The sequence below is a fragment of the Gordonia gummivorans genome (assembly GCF_022513585.1).
In the GTDB taxonomy this organism is placed as follows: domain Bacteria; phylum Actinomycetota; class Actinomycetes; order Mycobacteriales; family Mycobacteriaceae; genus Gordonia.
Genome location: NZ_JAKWBF010000001.1, coordinates 242820 through 262208, shown reverse-complemented (window position 1 = coordinate 262208; position 19389 = coordinate 242820). Strand labels below are relative to the sequence as shown.

Here is a 19389-nt window from a genome sequence, read left to right as displayed (position 1 = left end):
TGCTGCCGGGTAAGACGGGGCTGACAACAACAAGGCGTTCCGAGAGGTGTGCACGCGTGGCCGTTGTGGATGACCGTGGGCATGACGCAACACGGAGTCGGGGCGAGGGGTCGGGCAATGGCAGTGGTCGCTTCGATTCGGAGCCGCCACCCGAGGAGTTCGGTCGGCAGCCGCCGCAGGATCTGGCTGCCGAACAGTCGGTGCTCGGCGGGATGCTGCTGTCCAAGGACGCCATCGCCGACGTCGTGGAGAAGATCCGCACCAGTGACTTCTACCGTCCTGCCCATCAGGCGGTGTACGAGGCGATCCTGGAGCTGTACGGCAAGGGTGAGCCTGCCGACGCCGTGACCGTGTCGGCCGAGTTGGAGCGTGCCGGTGAGCTGCGCCGCGTCGGTGGCGCCCCGTACCTGCACACCCTGATCTCGACGGTGCCCACGGCGGCGAACGCCGGCTACTACGCGGAGATCGTCGCCGAGAAGGCCATTTTGCGTCGCCTCGTCGAGGCGGGTACCCGCATCGTCCAGTTCGGTTATGCCGGTGCCGACGGCCAGGATGTGGCCGAGGTGGTCGACCGCGCGCAGGCCGAGGTCTACGAGGTCACCGAGCGTCGGACCGCCGAGGATTACGTGCCGCTCGAGGAACTGCTGCAGCCGACGATGGACGAGATCGACTCCATCGCCTCCCGTGGCGGCATTTCTCTCGGTGTGCCAACGGGTTTCGCCGATCTCGACGCGGTCACCAACGGTCTGCATCCGGGCCAGATGATCATCGTCGCCGCCCGTCCCGGTGTGGGTAAGGCCCTCGCGCTCGACACCCCTCTGCCGACGCCGGGTGGCTGGACGACGATGGGCCGGGTGTCGGTCGGCGACGAGTTGATCGATGCGCAGGGTCGTCCCACGCGCGTGGTCGCCGCGACCGACGTGATGACCGACCGCCCGTGCTTCGAGGTGGAGTTCAACGACGGCACCGTGCTGGTCGCCGACGAGCAGCACCAGTGGATCGTTGACATCGACAACGAGTCGCAGGTGGTGACCACCGAGATCCTGCGCTCACATGCGGGCTGCGCGGTGGTGCGTAATTCCCGGCCATTGGAGTTGCCGCGCAAGCGATTTGCGTATGGCCCCTATACCGTTGCGGCGCTGGCGGGGATGGCCTTCAACGATCCCGAGATCGCCATGCGCATCGACGCTGAAGGCCCGGTCGACGTGATGACACTGATGGCCGATCTCGGTGGACGCATCCCGTATGAGTATCTGCGCGGGTCGATCGCCCAGCGTCGAGCGCTGCTCGCCGGTTTGCTCGACGCGCGCGCCACCGTCGACGATGACGGCTGGATCACCGTGCCCGCCGCCACCCGCCACATGACCGCCGTCATCGCCGACCTGGTCGCCGGCTTGGGCTACAACTACAAGCGCTCGGTGACCGGTTGGCTGCGCGTCGACGCCGACGACGACGTGTTCACCGTCCACCACAAAGCGGTGCGGCACAAGGAACTTCGACGCGCCGCCGGTGTCCGACGCGTCACCGCGGTCCGTCCGGTCGCTTCGGTTCCGGTGCGCTGCGTGCAGGTCGACAACGCCGACGCCCTGTACCTGGCCGGTGAGGCGATGGTGCCCACCCACAATTCGACCCTCGCCATGGACTTCCTGCGTTCCGCGTCCATCACCCACGGTCTGACCAGCGCGATGTTCTCGCTCGAGATGAGCAAGACCGAGATCGTCATGCGACTACTCTCGGCCGAAGCCAAGATCAAACTCGCCGACATGCGGTCGGGCTCCATGAGCGACGACGACTGGACCCGCCTGGCCCGACGCATGGGTGAGATCTCCGAAGCGCCGCTGTTCATCGACGACTCGCCGAACCTGACGATGATGGAGATCCGCGCGAAGGCCCGCCGCCTCAAACAGCGCAACGACCTGAAACTCGTTGCCGTGGACTACATGCAGCTGATGACCTCGGGCAAGAAGGTCGAGTCCCGCCAGCAGGAAGTCTCCGAGTTCTCCCGCCAATTAAAGTTGCTCGCAAAGGAACTCGAAGTACCCGTCGTCGCCATCAGCCAGCTGAACCGCGGACCGGAGCAACGGACCGACAAGAGGCCCCAGGTCTCGGACCTTCGCGAGTCGGGATCGCTTGAACAAGATGCGGATATGGTGATCCTGCTGCATCGCCCCGATTCAATCGAGCGGGATGACCCCCGTGCGGGCGAAGCGGACATCATTTTGGGCAAGCACCGTAATGGACCGACAGCGACGATAACCGTTGCGCACCAACTACATTTGAGCCGGTTTGTGGACATGGCTCGGGGTTGAGCTGCTGCCGCGGCTGCTGCTACTGCGGTCGCGAGGGCCGGCGAACACGATGGTGAGCCGTCGCGGCGCACATCCGCACGCTGCTCACTCACCGACCAGGGACTCCTGGACCGCGGCGCGATGCACGATCGCAATGTCGCGGAGTGCCTGGGCTAAGTCGTAGCTGCAGCGTGAGACCAACAGCGCCGCAGCAACCAGCAAGCAGTACTTGACAGGCAGTGCCGCGGCATCGCATTCACTGATGTGATGCCGCGGTGTCTCATCTACCGGCAGTCGTCGGGAACAACCCAACGCTGATGCTTGGATGCCGGTTGGCGATGGTCTGACGCGAATGATCGTCCGTCTCCGTAGTCAGCGTGAGGATCCACGGAGTGATCTCCTCGGTGAACTTGCCAGGGTGAGGCTCGAGGTCGGCTAGGACATCTCGTGCAACGGAATCGAGCCGCGCTGCGGTGAGTTGTCCGCGGAATCCCGAAAAGGCAAGGCTCACATCGCGCGTGAGAGGACCTGGGACGGTATCGGGACCGTTGTCGTCATCCCACTGGCTACGTAGCATCGGTGAGACGATGGGCTCCACTGAGAAAGAATGGCGTACCCGACGGGAAAAGGACCGTGCCCCAACAGTTTTAGCGTGGCGGATGAAACGGTCGATTCGACGTGGCGAAGCGCATACGAGGATACGGCACTCCATCACAACAGGTTTCACGGCTGACTCACTCCTTGACGGCTAGATGTCCCTCCGACCATAGCCCACAATCTGAAAAAAGCCAGTTCACAGCCGTCTGGCAACACGTGCACGTGCTGTCGCCACGGTGCGCCGCAGCCTGTAGTGGTGGGGTACCAGCGTTCAAACACTCACCGTTCCTGTCGCCACATCACCGGCGCGTTCATACGTCGCGCACACCACGCCGTTGGGCGTCACCAGACTGCCGGTCATCGCGAACTCCGCGGCAATGGTTCCTACCAGCACTGGCGAACTGCCAGATCTCCACCTTCAGCCCCGACGGCGCCCGGTGCTGATCATCCCGACCCACGACCACGACGCGGGATAGCGCGAGACGTGAAGCTCCAGCGCGCCGCTCGACCCGCAGGCCGCTTTCGCGGATGCTGATGATGCTGGGGTAGGTAGGTCCATGACCGTAGTCCTCGCTGTCATTGCTTGAAGTTGGGAGAGTTCTTGACGGCGCGGATCGTGCGTGTCAAGTGCTTGTCGTGCCGCCGCTGCTCGGCGCGCAGTCGCGCGTCGGTACGCGATGCGGCGTAGGCGTTTTCGCGCTGCAGCCGTCGGTAGCTGTCGAGGCGCCGCTGAGTGAGACGATCGGTCTCGACGGCCGCGAGGACAGCGCAGCCCGGCTCGGTGATATGGGCGCAGTCGGCGAACCGGCAGTCTTGCGCCAACTCGGTGATCTCGGCGAAGGTCTGGTCCAGACCCTCATCGACGTCGTGCAGACCCACGCCGCGCAGACCGGGCGTGTCGATCAGAACACCGCCGTGCGGCAGCGGCACCAGCTCCCGCCAGGCAGTGGTGTGGCGGCCCTTGCCATCACTGGTGCGTACCGCACCGGTGGCCAGGAGGTCCTCGCCCAGCAATCGGTTACCGAGCGTCGACTTGCCCGCGCCCGACGGGCCGAGTAGCACGACCGTGCCAAACAGGGCGTCGGTGAGGGCGTCGAGGCCCTCACCGGTGGCGGCGCTGGTGACCAGCACGTCCACCCCCAATGCGGCCTCGGCCGCCTCGGCCTCTGCCCGTGAAACATCCTCGCACTCATCGGCTTTGGTGAGGATCACCAGGGGAGTGGCGCCGCTCTCCCAGGCGATGGCCAGCATTCGCTCGATTCGCCCGGGACGGACTGGATCGGCGAGGGAGACGACCACCACCACGGTGTCGACGTTGGCAGCCAGCACCTGGCCATGGGACGTGCGCGACGCGGAGGAGCGAACCACGGCGGTCCGACGCTCGAGAACCTCGGCGACGGTGGCGGCGTCGGACGTGGTGGACGGTCGCAGCGCGACCCAGTCACCGGTGCACGTCGCCAACCGATCCTTGACGCCGGAGTGCGCGGGAACCACCGCGCGAACCGGTCCGGCCGCGGTGACGAGTTCGCACAAGCCGCGTTCGGCCCGCACAACACGGCCAGGAATCAGCCCGTCGGCACGGAATGGTGCGAACTGGAGGTCGCGGTCGGCGTCCCAGCCGTAATCGGTCAGAGGCAGTGCTCCCACAGGGGAAGCGTGACGATGTTGACGTGAAGTGGGGTGTGAAGACATTTGTGGAGACCTTTGCGGAAGGGGCCCTCCGTATCGCACGCGCAACCAGAACTCCCGCTAGGGGAGAACAAGAAGGGTGCTGATCAGGACGAGGCCTGTGAGGTGTGGATGACTCGGGCACTGCGTACAGCAGTGATCGCCGCGACGGTCATCGGCTCACCTCTATCAGGCTCCGCAGCACACAAATGTGTCTGCTGGTTGACTCAGTTTAGCAGCCTGTGTTGTCGTCGGGCAGCTCGCAATACAACGGAAGGTTTGCGCTGGGCGACGACCTCGGACAGGCTGCAGGAGTGACGAACACGGATACCGATAAGAGCACCGAAGTGCGGTTGACCGAGCAGGAAGCGCTGGCCAACCTGCGCACGGTTCTGGAGTTGTGTGCGTCCGGTCAACTCAAGTGCAGCGCGAAGACCTCCCGCGCGTCGGCGGCGACGGTGGGTCTCGTGGCCAGCCACCTGATCAACGGCGACTTCTATCCCGACGACGCGATCGCCGCATTCGCCTGGCCCCTGCTGATCCAGTCCGGCGGCCTGGCCAACCTTGATGGCACTCGCCTGGCGCTGACGCCGAAAGGTCGTGCGGCGCTGGGTAAACCGCCGGCCGACGTCATCCGCGACCTGTGGCGCCGATGGCTCACGCACGGAGTGGTCGATGAGTTCAGCCGGATCGATGCGATCAAAGGGCAGCGTGCCACCAACGTGCTGACTGCGGTCAAGCCGCGTCGGGCGACCGTCGCCGAGGGACTGGCCGCCTGTCCTCCTGGTGAGTGGATCGAGGTCGACGACCTGTTCTCGACGATGCGCCGAGCGCGTCTCAACCCCACCATCGCCCGCAGCGAACGCGCCCTGTGGAAGCTCTACATCATCGACGCCGAGTACGGGAGTTTCGGCTACGACGGGTACCACGATTGGTCGTTGCTCGAGGGCCGCTACACGCTGGCGGTCACATTCGAATACGCAGGCACACTGGGCCTGGTCGACCTCGACTACCGCGACCCCCGCGGCGCTCGCGACGACTACCACGACAATTGGGGAAGCGACTTCCTCGACGCCCTCAGTCGCTACGACGGCCTGCGCCGAATCCGACTCACCCCGTTGGGCGCCTACGCACTGGGCCTCACCCATACCTTCGTGCCGTCCGACGACGTCGCCGAGACGTCGTCGCTGACTGTTCTGCCCAACCTCGACATCGTGATCCCCCGCGGCATCACCACCACTGAGAAGCTCACGCTCTCCGCCTTCGCCGCCCAAACCGCCGACCACGTCTGGACAGTGTCGGCGACCACCCTGACCGCCGCACTCGGGGCGGGAAGAGACCTCGCCGACTTCGTCGCCTTTCTGATCCTGCGCAGCGATCATGAATTGCCGTCGCCCCTCACCACACTCATCAACGACGTCCGCCGACGCGGCGCACAACTCACCGACCTCGGACATCTCCGAGTGATCGAGTGCGCCGATCCGGCCGTAGCCGCGCTCATCGCCCGGGATCGCAGGCTCCGCTCGCTGTGCCGCCAGCTCGGAGACCGATTTCTGACCGTCGCACCCGAGAACGAGCCGAAGTTCCGGACCGCTCTGCTCAAGCTCGGGTACGTGTTGCCGACGGTGTAATGGGTTCACTGGCAGCGACAGCACGTAGGCATGGATCGCGTCGTTGGCGAGTGCGGAGAGCACATCGACGATGGTGCGAACCACAAGAAGGCAAAGCTCCCGTTTGTCTCCTATGTACTCGCAGACGGCAATCTCGTCACCGGGCAGAACCCGGGATCGGCCAAGGAAACGGCCACGAAGGTCGCGTCGCTTCTTCGGTAGCTCGGGCTCGGGGGCCTTCCGGTAATCGCGGCAGTGGGGTCGGTCACAACTGAGGCCGGTGGGTCGACGGCCCAGTCGGACGGAATCTTGGCATCGCCGTGATCGTTCAGAATGGTGGGGGACGTGGCTCAGACGCCGACGTCCGCCGATCGCGGCACGAAGCGGACGGACAGGAAGGCGAGGTGCGTGATGACCGTCGAAGTGAAGACTGCCGATATGACGACCGCCGCCGGAGCTTTCGCGTCACCAGACATGATTGCGCCGACGCCACTGCCCAGCGAGGATCCGTTCTTCGACGCTCCCGCCGAGGTCGGCAGCCTGGCTCCGGGCGAGGTGATTCGATCGCGGCAAGTGGAGCTCAAGGACTTCTGGGCGTCGCACCATCAGAGCCAGGCGTGGCAACTGCTCTATCGCTCCACCGACCTCAACGGAGTCGCCGGAGTGGCGGCGACCACTATTGTTCTGCCGCGGAGACGTGCGCCGCGTGGCCGATTCATGCTGTTGTCGTTCCAGTGTGCGATCGATGCCGTCACGTCGTCGTGTTTCCCGTCGTATGCGCTGCGTAAGGGCACGGGAGCCAAACACGCAATCGCACCCTTCGAGTTTCTGGTGGTGCGCCGCGCACTGGCCAAGGGCTGGGCGGTGACCATTCCCGATCACGAGGGCATGCTCGGTGCGTGGGGTGCACCCCGAGAACCTGGTTACCGCACCCTCGACGGCATTCGCGCAACCATCGCGTTCGCCGGCGATCGGCTGGCGCCACATGTGCCAGTCGGCTTGTGGGGCTATTCCGGTGGTGGAATGGCCACCGCATGGGCTGCGGAGATGGCCCCCACCTACGCTCCGGAACTGAATCTCATCGGCGCGGTCCTGGGCTCGCCGGTCGGCGATATGGGTTCGGCGCTGGTACGCCTGAACGGCGGATTCCACGCGGGACTTCCCCTGATGGTGATCGCCGGTCTGTGCCGGGTGTATCCGGCGCTGGCCGCGGCGATGGAGGTACACGCGACCGAGGTGGGCCGCCGAAATCTCGCAGCCATCGCCGAGATGGGAACCGTTGACGCCCTGCGTGAGTTCCGCAATCACGACATCGACGACGACATCGATATCCCGATCGCCGACCTGCTTGCCCAGCCTGAGATCGTGACGATGATGGCCGATCTCGGACTCGGTTCACACCGACCCGACATTCCGCTGCTCGTCATCCAAGCCGTCCACGACGAAGTGATCGGCATCGATGACATAGACGAGTTGACCGCGAACTACCGGGCGCACGGCGTACCGGTGACATACATCCGCGACCAGCTCAGTGAGCATTTCACCCTCCTGCCGTTCTCGGGTCCACTGGCGGTCAAGTGGCTCTCACATCGGCTTCAGCGACGTCCGGCGCGCGATCGCACTGTCACTTCGCTTGTGGGGCAACCACGTCCGCGATTCCGCCGCCGGACGGGTGGCCGCCAACCACGCCGGTTGCGTGGTTCGTCGACCGCTGGGCGTCGCGATGCCCCGTAAGTCGGTGCTGGATCAAACTGTGCTCGACCCAGATCCGATCTCGCCGACCAGGCCTTGGGGGCAGTAGCGTCGCCATCATGGGCTCGGAGACGACCGTCGAGCGCTTCGCTCGAGGTCCGGTGTGGGCGGCAGCGGCCGCCCAGGCCGTGCTGCTGACCGTGTTCTCGTTCGGCTACGACTATCACCGCGATGAGCTGTACTACCGGATGCTCGGGCCTGCGTGGGGGTACGTCGACCAGCCTCCGCTGACTCCGGCCATCTCGCGTGCGACGCTGCATCTGGCCGACGCGGAGTGGGCGATGCGCATTCCCGCGACGCTGGCGTCGGCGCTGTCGGTCGTCGTCCTGGCGATGATCACCCAGCGGCTGGGTGGTGGCCGTACCGCTCAGACCCTGGCCGCCTGGGGTTATGCCACCGCGATGATGCCCCTGATGCTCGGCCACGTCCTGTTTACGTCGACGATCGATCTGCTGCTGATCCTGCTGGTGGTCTACGCCCTGCTCGTGGCGGTGCAGGGTCGCGACCGATGGTGGCTGGTGGCCGGTCTGCTCGCGGGTCTCACCACCTACAACCGGTGGTTGATCGTGACCGTGGTCGCCGGGCTGGTTTTCGGCCTACTTCTGCTGGGGCCGCGGCGGGTGTTCCGGACGCCCTGGCCGTATCTCGGTGGCGTTGTCGCCGTGATCGTGGGCCTGCCGAATTTGATCTACCAGGCCACTCATGGGTGGCCGCAGCTCGAGATGGGCGCGGCACTCGGCGCCGCAAATGGCGCGAGTGTGCGCAGCGGCTTCGTCGTGATGATGATCGTCTTGCTCGGTCCACCGCTGGTCGCGGTGTGGGGTACCGGCGTCGTCTGGCTATTGCGGTCCGACCGGCGCCACGTCGACGGCTGGCTCGTGGTCGGGTTCGCCGTGCTGCTGGTGTTCACCTTCGTCGGCGGTGCTCAGCCGCACTATCCCGTGCACCTGCTGTCGGTGATGTATGCCGCGGGTTGCGTGCCGGTGGCGACGTGGTTGTCGGGCAACCGATTCCGGCAGCGGCTGGTGATCCTCGTGGTTGCGATCAATGCTGTGGTGTCAATCGTGTTGGCGTTGCCAGTCATTCCGCTACGAACGGTCGGTCGCACCCCGGTGGTCGACGCCGGACCGATGGTCGCCGACCAGCTCGGATGGTCCCAATACGTCGAGCAGATCGCCCGGATCTACCATGACCTGCCCGCCCCGCGCCCGCCGATCCTGGCGTCGAACTACGGGGAGGCCGGGGCGTTGGCCCGGTACGGTCCCGAGTTCGGTCTGCCGGCACCGTATTCGGCGCACGTCGCACTCTATAACCAGCGTCCACTTCCCGAAGGCACCGATGCGGTCCTCGTCGTCGGTGGTCAAGTCGCCAGAGCCACAAAGCTATTCAGAACCTGCACGACGCTTGCGACGCTCGACAACGGGCTCGGCGTGGACAACGAGGAGCAAGGTATGCCCGTCGCACTCTGCGAACATCCGCACAACCCGCAACACTTGTGGGCGGCGCTTCGTCATCTCGGCTGACGACGTCGTCAGTGGTTGCGGCGTCGCCGCAGCGCGTCCACCGGTCCGGTGACGTTGACAACGACGGGCACACCACCGATGTTGTCAGGAAGTCGGGCCGTCACACCGGCATCAGTCACGCCTACTGCCTTGCGTCACGCGACCCTGAGTCAGGCCGGTCGTGCGCCCCCTCTTGCCGACAATCAGGCCCAGGGATGCAGTGAGAGGCGCGTTACCGGTGCGGTAGTAGCAGGCGCTCCCTCCGGACAGGTAGTACTGCCGGGGGCATGTTCATCGAAAGCGCGACTGTTGCGGCAAACCCAGGAGCGACTCAGCGCAGGCGACTACGAGCTCGCCTGGCGAGCCGGGGAACGCCTGACCCTGAAGGAGGTCGTCGGCTTTCCGCTCTGTAGTGCTGGGCTGAAGGCCAACCATGATGTGAAGCGCGTCACGATTGGAGTCCATCGTACCTGGGTACCTCTGCGTCAGACGGCGCACCGCGCCGCTGCGTGCATCGGTTGAGCAGTCAGCCGCCCTTACCCATGCGGAGGACCGCAGAAGGTTGGTGGTTTGTGTTCAACACCCAGGTCCGAGTCGCCTCGGTTCCCAGTTCGCATGTCTACGTGCGCCACCTTTCGACGCCCGACGCGTCGTCGCAGGTCACACGCTTACCCGATCCGGTACCCGCGGACGGACGCAAGGTTCCGGGCGGGTGGTGGCCCCCCGTCATGCTCGACCCCGACTGGATAGCTCGCCACCACGACGATTTCGACCTGATGCACGTGCACTTCGGATTCGACGCGATCGGTCCGGACACCATGCGCGCGATCGTCGACGAACTCGAACGGCACGGGAAGCCGCTGGTGTACACGCTGCACGATCTGCGCAATCCGCATCACCCCACTCCGGGCGACCACGAGAAGGTGCTCGACGTTCTGGTGCCCGCCGCGACCGAACTCGTCACGCTGACGCCCGGGGCTGCGGAGGTGATCGAGCGGCGGTGGAGTCGTACGGCGTCGGTACTACCGCATCCGCATGTCGTCCCACGCGTTCGGTTCCCGGCCTCCCCGACGGTAGGTGAGGAGTTCGTGGTGGGCGTACACGCAAAGAGTGTGCGGCCGAACATGGATCCGTTGCCGGTGATCTCCACGCTGACCGATGCTGCCGCCTCGTATCCGGACGTCGTGATCCAGGTCAATCTGCACAGCGAAGTCTTTGAACCGGGAAGCCATTGGTACAACCCGGAATTCGGGTCTGCGGCACTGTCGCTGGGCGGACGCCCCGCCACGCGCGTCGTCGTCCATGACTATTTTAGCGACGACGAACTGTGGGACTATCTGGAGAGCCTCGCCGTATCGGTGCTGCCGTACCGCTTCGGCACCCACTCCGGCTGGCTCGAGGCGTGTCATGATCTTGGTACCGCGGTGATCGCGCCCAGTTGCGGCTTCTATCGGGATCAGCGGGAGTGCGAGCTGTTCGACTTCACCGAGGACCGCTATGACGCAGAATCGCTTGTCCAAGCACTGGATCGAAGCTATCGACGGGTGCCGACGCCCCCGACCTGGACACAGCGGCGATCGGAACGGGCTTGGATCGCGGCCGAGCACGACCGCTTGTACGCCCGGTGCCTCGATGCCTGAGTCCCCGTTGCGCATCGCCCTCATCGCGTCCAGCCGGCACCCCATCGCCCAGCCGTTCGCCGGCGGACTGGAAGCCCACATCTGGCATCTGACGCGGGCGCTGACCGCGGCAGGCCATCACGTAACCCTGTTCGCCGCAGACGGCTCTGATGTGGGTACCGATCGCGATTCGCTTCGCGCCGAACACTTCACGCCGTCGCCCGCGGCGGCCCGTGACGTGTCCATGCCGCACTACCCGGTGCTCGAGGAGCATCATGCGTACTTGTCGCTGATGATCGCGCTCGCCAACGGCACGCACACCTTCGACCTGGTCCACAACCACAGCCTGCACTATCTCCCGATCGCCATGGCGCCATCACTCGACATACCGATGCTGACCACGCTGCACACACCGCCGACGCCGTGGCTCGAATCCGCCATGACCATCTTCCCGGGGGCCCACTGTGCGGCGGTCAGCGAACACACGGCGCGCGCGTGGTCGCATGTGGTCGCCGACATCGCGGTGGTCCCGAACGGTGTCGACACCGAGCAATGGCCAACGGGCGCAGGAGGTCCCGATCTGGTCTGGTTCGGCCGCCTCGTCCCGGAGAAGGGTCCGCACGTGGCCATGGAGGTCGCGCGCCGCACGGGGCGTCGCCTGCGGCTGGCCGGGCCGGTGAGCGACCGTGAGTACTTCGCCGACCGGATCGCTCCCGGGCTCGACGATCGGATCGTCTACGTCGGTCACCTCGAGCAGCCCGCCCTCGCGCAACTCGTCGGCGCCAGCGCCGTCACCCTGGTGACTCCGCGGTGGGACGAGCCGTACGGCCTGGTGGCCGCCGAATCCCTTTCGTGCGGAACACCAGTGGCCGGTTTTGGCCGCGGCGGACTACCGGAGGTGGTCGGACACGGCGCAGGAGTACTGGTCGGCCGCGATGACGTCGAGGCGTTGGTCGCGGCCGTCGAGGACGCCGCCCGCCTGGACCGCGCGGCAGTCCGACGCCACGCCGTCGCGCACTGCAGCCAGGGCGCCATGGTCGACCGCTACCTGCAGGTGTACACCTCGATGGTCTCGCGACCGGTGGCCGCGTGATGATCGGGTACTACATCCATCATCAGGGCATGGGGCATCGGATGCGCGCGGAAGCCATCGCGGCGTCGTCGACCGTGCCGTTCGTCGCCCTCACCAGCCTCGCCGACGACGCTGTGCCGTTGTCCGACAGTGCCTTCGACGAGGTGATCACGCTGGATCGGGATGACACCGCGCACTGTCCCGTCGACGTCGACGCCGGTGGGGCGTTGCACTGGGCACCGATGCGAGACCGGGGGCTTGGGGGCCGAATGCTGCAACTGGCCGACTTCGTGCGCGATCGCCGACCAGAGGCGGTGGTGGTGGATGTGTCTGTGGAGGTCACGTTGCTGCTGCGACTGCTCGGTGTACCCGTGATCGTCGTGGCATTGCCGGGCAATCGCCGCGACGGCCCGCACCGCTTGGCCCACCAGGCGGCCTCGGCGATCATCGCGGCGTGGCCGGGAGATCTTTATCGTCCCGACTGGCTCACCGAGTTCGACGCGAAGACCACTTACACCGGCGGAATCAGTCGATTCGACGGACGTCGGGTGACCTTCGATGAAAGACATCGTTCCGACGTGCTGATCCTCACCGGCGCAGGCGGTTCCGTCGGTATGCCGGCCGACTCCGATGAGGACACCAGCAGGTTGTCACCCGGCGTGATGGTGCGCCGCCTCGGCGGGGCCTACGCACCATGGACCGATGATCCGTGGCCATACCTGTGCGGCGCGGGAACCGTGGTGATCAACGCGGGACAGGGTAGCGTTGCCGATGTGGCCGCGGCCCAACGACCTGCCATCGTCGTGCCCGAGGAACGTCCGTTCGATGAGCAGTGTTGCACCGCAGACACACTCAGCCGCCATCAACTCAGCCGGGTGATCCCATCCTGGCCGGTAGCGCAGGAATGGCCGTCCCTTCTACGAGAATCTGCCGCGGCCGGGCCCGACTGGTCGAGGTGGCGCACTGCGGGAGCAGCCCGACGCGCCGCCGCGGCCGTCGAGTCAGTAGCGCGATCATGATCGCCGATCATCGTCGCGATCGACTTCGGTTGGCGCTCATCACGATTGTGTCCGGACGCCACGAACACCTGCGACGTCAGTTGGCTCACGTCCAGACATGTGCCGACGGGCCCGATCATCATCTGGTGTTGGCGATGAATGATTCGGAGATCGCCACGATCGCGGCCCCGTTTCCCGCCGCGACAGTCATCGAGATGGCGTGCGAAACAACAGCGCTGGAGTTGTCTGCGGCGCGAAACCGCGGTGCACGGGCGGCACTCGACGCCGGCGCCGACCTACTGGTGTTCCTCGACGTCGACTGCATCCCCGGTCCCGATCTGTTCACCCGCTACCGCGCGGCGTGCGTCACCGGGCACCCCGACTCGCTGCTCTATTGCGGTCCGGTCACGTACCTGTCGGAGCGGCAGTCGGTGGCCGGTGACGTTACGCAACACACTGATCCACATCCCGCACGTCCGGCCCCCGAGCGGGGCCGCATCGTCGTCGACGATGACCTGGACCTCTTTTGGTCGTTGTCCTTCGCGGTGACCGCATCCGCGTGGCGCAGACTGCCGGGGTTCCACGAGGGTTACCGAGGGTATGGCGGCGAGGACACCGACTTTTCGATGATCGCTCGGCGCAGAGGCTTCCGAATCGCGTGGGTCGGTGGTGCGGACGCCTACCATCAGTATCACCCGGTCTCCGACCCGCCGGTCGAACACATCGACGACATCATGCGCAACGCGTCTCTCTTCCACGAGCGCTGGAACTGCTGGCCGATGCGGGGCTGGCTGGATGCCTTCGAGGCGGCCGGCCTCGCGACATACGACGCGGACAGCGACTGCTGGCAGTAGCTTTCCCCATGTGGACATCGACGCCGGTCCCTGGTTCCGCGACTCTGATGACCATCGAGCAGTTCGCCCGCCGTCCGGTGTGGGCGGCCGCAGACGCTCAGGGCGTGCTGCTGACGGCCTTCTCCTGGATCCGCGGCGGGCTGCCCGCAGGGACCGACGCTGCGTGCATCCGCGCGACCCGGCGCATGTGTGGGCGGAGCTTCGTCACCTGGGCTGAGATCGACGTGCGTCGGCGGGCACGTCGGACTCGTCGTCGGTGCCCAGATCGGCACGAAGCGTCGACAGTGTGCGCGTCAGCAATCGCGACACATGCATCTGGGAAATGCCCACCTCGGCCGCGATCTCGCTCTGCGACATCGCGTGGAAGAACCGCAGAGTCAGAATGTGGCGCTCCCGTTCCGGTAGACGGTCCAGCGCCGGACGTAGCGTCACGAACTCGTCGATCTGTGCCAGCCGCGCGTCGTCGTCACCGAGAGTGTCGCGGATCGACCGTCCTTCGCCGTCCTCCGGGGCGGCGTCGATCGAGCGGGCGTAATACGCGGACCGCGCCATGAGGCCGTCGATGACCTCCTCGACGGGCACGCCCAGATGGTCGGCGAGTTCACTCGGCCGCGGTGATCTCCCCAGCCGCTGCACCAGTTCGTCGCTGGCCTTGCCGATGCTCAACGACATCTCTTTGGCCCGGCGCGGCACGCGCATCGACCACATGGTGTCTCGGAAGTGGCGCCGGACCTCGCCCATGGCCGTCGGCACGGCGAACGACAGAAAGTTCTCGCCGCGTTCGACATCGAATCGGTCGACAGCGTTCACGACACCGATGCGCGCCACCTGCACCAGATCGTCGAACGGTTCGCCACGAGCGCTGAATCGTCGCGCCACGTGCTCGGCGAGGGGGAGGCATCGCTCGATGATCTCGTCGCGCAGCCTGCCTCTGCGGTCGTCGTCGGCCATGTCGCGCAGCGCGCGCAACGACTCCACGACGTCGGCGTAGTCATCGTCACCCCGCCGGCTGCGGGCCTGCGCGCGCGCAGCTGGCCGGGAGGCCTCGGGAGACGTCGACAAGCAACTCCTCCGATCATCGCGAAGCGGCGGAACAGACGGTGGCCGAGTGGCAGCGCTCGGCATGGGCTCTGCACAAGCGACACTACTCATTACCCGTGAATCCCCAGTTCGAAACATTCGCTCGGCGCCGACCTGGCTGGTTTGATCTCCCCCGATCGGGGGAACACCCTTGCTCGATGCCAGTCGGCATAGGCACACACAGCGATTTGGGAGGCGCGCCATGGCCACGTGTGAGGTGTGCGGCAACGACTACAGCCGCACCATGACGATCACCGTAGACGGTTCGGCCGAACGTACAGGCAGAGTATTCGACAGTTTCGAGTGCGCGATCGCAGCGCCGGCGCCCAGTTGCGCCCACTGCGCGCGTCGGGCAGGGTCCACGGGTGTGGTCGACTCCGCGTCCGATGACCTCTCGCGCCGGCACACGGTCACACGATGACCCGACATCGTCAGAGCTCCGATGCCCGCCTGATCAAGGCGTTCGGCTTGATCGGCTACGGCGGACTCATCCTCGGCCTCGCGCTCGTCGCCCTCGCGATCGGCGGAGCGGCCGGCGGCCGCGGCGGATGGTACTGGGCCGCAGTGGGAGCGGTGGTCGTCGTTGGCGTCGCCGTCGGACTGTTGATCGCGGGGCGACGTCTGTCCCGCCGACAACCCGCCGAGGTACGGGTCCAGGAGGATCCACTCCAGCCGGAGGTCACCGCCGAGGAAGAAGATCGCTACGAAGCGCGTTATCGCGCAGGTACCGACCCCGGGCAGTGACGTTCACGTCCGCCCGCCGATCGAGAGCACAGTTCATGACCGTCAACGAAGATCGTCCGGCCACAACCTTCGGAATCATCGAGGCGAACGTCTATCAGCCACAGGATGATTCGTACCTTCTATGCGAGGCACTCCGGTCCAGCGGCGTGGCCGCAGGAGCACGGGTTGCCGACCTCTGTACAGGTAGTGGCGTTATTGCACATGCGGCCGCGCGGGCCGGAGCCCGCTCGGTCGTCGCTGTCGACACCAGTCCGATCGCGGTACAAGTGGCACGCCTGATGTGCAGAACCGCTCCGACCCCCGTGTCGGTCGAGCTCGGTGATTTTGCCGCGCTCGCCGGCCGCGGTGGTTTCGACGTGGTGACCTGCAATCCGCCGTACGTGCCGACGCCCGAGAGTTCGTACGCCGACGTGGGTGGTCCGCGGCACGCCTGGGACGCCGGTGCCGACGGGCGCGAGGTGCTCGACCGCCTGTGTGGCCTGGTCGGCGACCTTCTCGTGCCGGGCGGGACGTGCCTGCTCGTGCAGTCCGAGTTCGCCGATGTCCAGGCGACGCTTGCGGCCCTGACAGCCACCGGTCTCGACGCAGACGTCTACCTCGCTCGCCACGTACCCTTTGGTCCGGTGCTGACTGCGCGCGCGAGGTGGCTCGAATCGACAGGCCGTCTCGACCGCGGGCGACGAGTCGAGGAGCTGGTCGTGGTCCGCGCGGACAAGCGAAGAAAGTCGGCAGGGTGGAGGATGTGCGATGAGTCGGTCTGACAAACCCATGCCGGTGCGGATGGTTCGCGGCGGCCCGACGCTGGTGCCTGGACCGGTCGACATCGAGCTGGCCGACGGCTCGCACGTCGTGTCCGACCGGTTCATGGTCGCGCTCTGCTCATGCGGTAAGAGCAAGCGGTACCCGTTGTGCGACACCAGCCATCGCCGCCGACGACGCAGCGAGCACTGACGCGGACCCGGGTTCAGCCGCGTAGACCGACACCGGCGCGCCACGCGGACTGCAAGCCGTCGTCGAACTTGTCCTCGACCAGGAGAAATCCGCGAATACCGAACACCACATCGCGTTCCAGCTCCGGCTCGGCGCCCACGAGCGCACCGACGACATCGGTCCGCAAGATCTGTTCGTGGACGGCGTCGGCTTCCACGTGTTCCCGATAGAAATGACGGCACGCTTCCGGGGCATCGATACGTTCGAGTCCGGCGAGCAGTCGCGCGGAGCCGGGCGGCGAGGTGATCTCCGTGGCCGCCAGGTGCCCGACAGCGGCACCCCGCAGCGCCCGGTGGAGACCGAAACAGGACATGAGGTTGACGGGCGACAAGGCCCACGCCGGGGCGGTGTCCAGGTAGGCGAGATGCCGTGCGTCGAGGTCGGCGGCCTCGAGCAGGTCGGCGAACAACTCCTGATGAACCGCGTCGCCGCGTCCGCCCCCGAACTCGTCGAACTCGACGGCGACGAACGCCGCCTTGGCGGTTCGCCGCAACCGGGGGATCGCCCACGCATGCGGGTCTGCCTCCTTGAGGTGGTACACGGACCGCATCGCGAAGAGATCGCGGAACTGATCCCACGTGCCGGTGTCGCGCAACCGGAACGAGACACCGTCGCCGTCGACCGGTTCGGTGCTCAGTTCATCCATCTCGACTGTCGCCGAGACGTCGGTCTCGATGTCACCGACCTCTCGGCGAACCGCGTCGAGAAATGCGCGTTCGAGGTCGCGGCGGAATCCCAGAATGTCCGGATCCCATTCACGATCGTCGTCCACGCCGTCGAAGCCCGCGTAATGCAGCTCGTAGGCGACGTAGAGCGCCAGCTGCAGATCGTCGCCGAACGGGTCTGCGGATGTGACATCGCGACGATGTTCCACTGGTGCTCCACTCCCGAGCGCATCGATGAGATGCGACGACAGCGGACCCCGCGGCGCCGGAAGCGCCAGGCGGATGGCCGTCGAGCGTGTTGCGAGCGACATGAAACCCCTTACCCGGAGAAGTGATGGATCGTTCGGCGGCGACTACCCGTTCACCGTCCTGGCGAAACCGACGGGGCAATCAACTGCACGGCGGACGCCTTCAGTCAGGTGGCTCCGCTGCGCCGGCCTCCGGCGCATCAGGGTTGTCTTCTCGATCGCTTTGTGCCGACGCGGGGTCGACCTGATCTGCGTCATCGGGGGACGGGGTGTCCAGATGACGACTCTCGAGTTCGTCGACCTTTTCGCGGGCATCGTCGGGGGTCTCGGACGCCGTCGACGTGGGTTCGCCGCCGTCTGCAGTGGTCATTCGGAATTGCCTCCTTCGACCAGGAATCCGTTGGAATTGAGGTTCATCCCACAGATACCGGATCATCACGTCCGCCGCCAGGCCGGCGGGCTCGGGTCACAGCATCGTGACGACGAGGCCGACCGCCACGACGATCATGAGGACGATTGAGGATCGCGGCACCGAACAGCATGACGATGCCGCTGCGCGGAAAGACCCGCGCGAAGCGATCTTCGTGGTGGGAGAGTCCAGAGGTCTGCGGGGCATCCGGAGGTGTGTCACCCGGCGCTGCGCCACCGCCGGGTTCGAGGCCGGGAGTGAGTGCCGGATCCGGATCCGTCCCACCCCGGTCACCGCGCGCCGGGCCGGGGGTGTGCTCGGACATGTCTGCTCCTGTCGCTGGACGCCAACGAACACGGAGTACCCATCCGGCGGCGGTTTACACCGTGCGGGACGCGGGTTTCCCGACGTCAACGATCCGGACGCTCGGCCTCGATCACCTGGCGGGCGATGTCGGCCACCGGGGTGTTGGTGTCCTGCGACAGCCGACGCAGGAGCCCGAACGCCGCAACGGCGTCGATCCCGAAGCGTTCCATGAGCATGCCCTTGGCCTGGCCGATCATGTCCCGGCTGGCCAGAGCGCTGCGAAAGTCGCTCTGCTGTCTGGTGCGAAACAGTGCGAGCGCCGCATGAGTGGCGAAGACGAGCCCGATCTCCTCGTCCTCCTCGCCGAAGGCGTTGATCTCGTCGGAGAACAGATTCAGTGCCCCGAGGGCGCCCTGGTGGGTGAACAGCTGGAAGGACAAGCTGGATCGTGCGGGTGTTTCGGCGAGTGTGCGGGCGGCCAGTTTCGGCCAGCGGGGATCCGTCGAGAAGTCGTCGACGCGCACGGTGTGCTGCGCCCACGCCGCCTCGACGCACGGCCCCTCGGCGGTCTCCTTCTGTAACCGATCGAGGTGGGCCATGATGTCGCCGGTCGGCGCCAGGGTGGTGAACCCGCCGTCGGCGTCGATCACGAGGATGCCGGCGTACTGCGCGCCCGGCACGCTGGCCACCGCCCCCGCCGTGATCGACGCGATCGCACGATCGACGCTGTCGGCGCCTGCTTCGGGTATCGCGTGCACCTCGCGCATGAGTTCGGCGATACTGTGATGAACATTCACGTCGACCCTCCTCGTCCCGATGCCGTCACCACGCACATCAACATTATCCGCCCGATCTGCCGCGCTGGTGTGGACTGATGTTTGGAGATCAGCTCGTCCGGCAAGTCATCGTCCAGGCGTCGTTCGCTCACCTCGGCAGCCCTCGGAGACCGGTCACGGCGCTCGCGGTGACTCGGCACCCGAATGCGGC

Annotated in this window: 16 protein-coding genes and 2 pseudogenes; 12 read left to right on the top strand and 6 right to left on the bottom strand. The window is 66.1% G+C overall.

Annotated elements, in window-relative coordinates:
* Positions 1-56: 56 nt before the first annotated feature.
* A complete protein-coding gene (dnaB, locus tag MKW15_RS01170; RefSeq protein ID WP_240855276.1) occupies positions 57-2309 on the top strand; it encodes a replicative DNA helicase in 2253 nt (750 codons plus the stop codon).
* Between the two features lie 1152 nt (positions 2310-3461).
* Here the strand turns inward: dnaB and rsgA are convergent.
* The gene (gene rsgA, locus MKW15_RS01165) at positions 3462-4577 is read right to left on the bottom strand and encodes a ribosome small subunit-dependent GTPase A (protein ID WP_276614456.1); all 1116 of its coding nucleotides are present in this window, start codon (positions 4575-4577) and stop codon (positions 3462-3464) included.
* A gap of 290 nt (positions 4578-4867) precedes the next feature.
* On the opposite strand from rsgA, the gene MKW15_RS01160 reads away from it, so the two are divergent.
* The 8 genes and pseudogenes from MKW15_RS01160 (at position 4868) to MKW15_RS01125 (ending at position 13960) form a co-directional block, all read left to right on the top strand.
* Positions 4868-6184, top strand: coding sequence for a helicase-associated domain-containing protein (locus MKW15_RS01160; RefSeq protein ID WP_240855268.1), 1317 nt, complete (start codon positions 4868-4870; stop codon positions 6182-6184).
* A 72-nt stretch (positions 6185-6256) separates the two neighbouring features.
* Positions 6257-6385 (top strand): annotated as a pseudogene (locus MKW15_RS01155) (type 1 glutamine amidotransferase domain-containing protein); the annotation flags it as partial.
* Between the two features lie 189 nt (positions 6386-6574).
* The gene (locus tag MKW15_RS01150) at positions 6575-7897 is read left to right on the top strand and encodes a lipase family protein (RefSeq protein ID WP_240855266.1); all 1323 of its coding nucleotides are present in this window, start codon (positions 6575-6577) and stop codon (positions 7895-7897) included.
* Between the two features lie 77 nt (positions 7898-7974).
* Positions 7975-8595, top strand: a pseudogene (locus MKW15_RS24640) (glycosyltransferase family 39 protein); the annotation flags it as partial.
* A gap of 1394 nt (positions 8596-9989) precedes the next feature.
* On the top strand, positions 9990-11057 hold the full coding sequence (locus MKW15_RS01140; RefSeq protein WP_240855263.1) for a glycosyltransferase family protein: 1068 nt from the start codon (positions 9990-9992) through the stop codon (positions 11055-11057).
* The gene (locus MKW15_RS01135; RefSeq protein WP_240855261.1) at positions 11050-12129 is read left to right on the top strand and encodes a glycosyltransferase family 4 protein; all 1080 of its coding nucleotides are present in this window, start codon (positions 11050-11052) and stop codon (positions 12127-12129) included. The genes MKW15_RS01140 and MKW15_RS01135 overlap by 8 nt, the downstream gene beginning before the upstream one ends.
* A complete protein-coding gene (locus MKW15_RS01130) occupies positions 12129-13127 on the top strand; it encodes a hypothetical protein (protein ID WP_240855560.1) in 999 nt (332 codons plus the stop codon). The genes MKW15_RS01135 and MKW15_RS01130 overlap by 1 nt, the downstream gene beginning before the upstream one ends.
* Positions 13124-13960, top strand: coding sequence for a glycosyltransferase family 2 protein (locus MKW15_RS01125; RefSeq protein ID WP_240855260.1), 837 nt, complete (start codon positions 13124-13126; stop codon positions 13958-13960). The genes MKW15_RS01130 and MKW15_RS01125 overlap by 4 nt, the downstream gene beginning before the upstream one ends.
* A 204-nt stretch (positions 13961-14164) precedes the next feature.
* On the opposite strand, the gene MKW15_RS01120 is transcribed toward MKW15_RS01125, so the two are convergent.
* Positions 14165-14911, bottom strand: a complete 747-nt coding sequence (locus MKW15_RS01120) for a SigB/SigF/SigG family RNA polymerase sigma factor (RefSeq protein WP_240855559.1) — start codon at positions 14909-14911, stop codon at positions 14165-14167.
* Between the two features lie 546 nt (positions 14912-15457).
* On the opposite strand from MKW15_RS01120, the gene MKW15_RS01115 reads away from it, so the two are divergent.
* The 3 genes from MKW15_RS01115 to MKW15_RS01105 are packed head-to-tail and all read left to right on the top strand — an operon-like array spanning position 15458 to position 16735.
* A complete protein-coding gene (locus tag MKW15_RS01115) occupies positions 15458-15784 on the top strand; it encodes a phage holin family protein (RefSeq protein WP_240855257.1) in 327 nt (108 codons plus the stop codon).
* Between the two features lie 35 nt (positions 15785-15819).
* Positions 15820-16545 carry a HemK2/MTQ2 family protein methyltransferase gene (locus MKW15_RS01110; protein WP_240855255.1) on the top strand — a complete coding sequence of 242 codons (726 nt, stop codon included), beginning with the start codon at positions 15820-15822 and terminating at the stop codon, positions 16543-16545.
* Positions 16532-16735 carry a CDGSH iron-sulfur domain-containing protein gene (locus MKW15_RS01105; protein ID WP_240855253.1) on the top strand — a complete coding sequence of 68 codons (204 nt, stop codon included), beginning with the start codon at positions 16532-16534 and terminating at the stop codon, positions 16733-16735. The genes MKW15_RS01110 and MKW15_RS01105 overlap by 14 nt, the downstream gene beginning before the upstream one ends.
* Positions 16736-16748: 13 nt before the next feature.
* On the opposite strand, the gene MKW15_RS01100 is transcribed toward MKW15_RS01105, so the two are convergent.
* From MKW15_RS01100 to MKW15_RS01085, 4 genes are all read right to left on the bottom strand, one after another.
* Positions 16749-17750: an iron-containing redox enzyme family protein gene (locus tag MKW15_RS01100; protein ID WP_240855252.1), complete on the bottom strand. Its 1002-nt coding sequence runs from the start codon at positions 17748-17750 to the stop codon at positions 16749-16751.
* A gap of 100 nt (positions 17751-17850) precedes the next feature.
* Entirely contained in the window at positions 17851-18057 is a 207-nt protein-coding gene (locus MKW15_RS01095) for a hypothetical protein (RefSeq protein WP_240855249.1), read from the bottom strand.
* 43 nt (positions 18058-18100) lie between these two features.
* Positions 18101-18421, bottom strand: coding sequence for a DUF6480 family protein (locus MKW15_RS01090; protein ID WP_308220998.1), 321 nt, complete (start codon positions 18419-18421; stop codon positions 18101-18103).
* 85 nt (positions 18422-18506) lie between these two features.
* Positions 18507-19169 (bottom strand): GAF and ANTAR domain-containing protein, encoded by a 663-nt coding sequence (locus tag MKW15_RS01085; RefSeq protein WP_240855558.1) that lies wholly within the window; start codon positions 19167-19169, stop codon positions 18507-18509.
* Positions 19170-19389: the final 220 nt, after the last annotated feature.

Excerpts from the sequence above, each read along its gene's own strand:
- MKW15_RS01095 (WP_240855249.1), bottom strand. The coding sequence starts at position 18,057 with ATGACCACTGCAGACGGCGGCGAACCCACGTCGACGGCGTCCGAGACC.
- MKW15_RS01125 (WP_240855260.1), top strand. The coding sequence starts at position 13,124 with ATGATCGCCGATCATCGTCGCGATCGACTTCGGTTGGCGCTCATCACG.
- MKW15_RS01115 (WP_240855257.1), top strand. The coding sequence starts at position 15,458 with ATGACCCGACATCGTCAGAGCTCCGATGCCCGCCTGATCAAGGCGTTC.
- MKW15_RS01135 (WP_240855261.1), top strand. The coding sequence starts at position 11,050 with ATGCCTGAGTCCCCGTTGCGCATCGCCCTCATCGCGTCCAGCCGGCAC.
- rsgA (WP_276614456.1), bottom strand. The coding sequence starts at position 4,577 with ATGTCTTCACACCCCACTTCACGTCAACATCGTCACGCTTCCCCTGTG.
- MKW15_RS01120 (WP_240855559.1), bottom strand. The coding sequence starts at position 14,911 with ATGGCCGACGACGACCGCAGAGGCAGGCTGCGCGACGAGATCATCGAG.
- MKW15_RS01090 (WP_308220998.1), bottom strand. The coding sequence starts at position 18,421 with ATGTCCGAGCACACCCCCGGCCCGGCGCGCGGTGACCGGGGTGGGACG.
- MKW15_RS01105 (WP_240855253.1), top strand. The coding sequence starts at position 16,532 with ATGAGTCGGTCTGACAAACCCATGCCGGTGCGGATGGTTCGCGGCGGC.
- MKW15_RS01130 (WP_240855560.1), top strand. The coding sequence starts at position 12,129 with ATGATCGGGTACTACATCCATCATCAGGGCATGGGGCATCGGATGCGC.
- MKW15_RS01085 (WP_240855558.1), bottom strand. The coding sequence starts at position 19,169 with ATGCGCGAGGTGCACGCGATACCCGAAGCAGGCGCCGACAGCGTCGAT.
- MKW15_RS01100 (WP_240855252.1), bottom strand. The coding sequence starts at position 17,750 with ATGTCGCTCGCAACACGCTCGACGGCCATCCGCCTGGCGCTTCCGGCG.
- MKW15_RS01110 (WP_240855255.1), top strand. The coding sequence starts at position 15,820 with ATGACCGTCAACGAAGATCGTCCGGCCACAACCTTCGGAATCATCGAG.
- MKW15_RS01150 (WP_240855266.1), top strand. The coding sequence starts at position 6,575 with ATGACCGTCGAAGTGAAGACTGCCGATATGACGACCGCCGCCGGAGCT.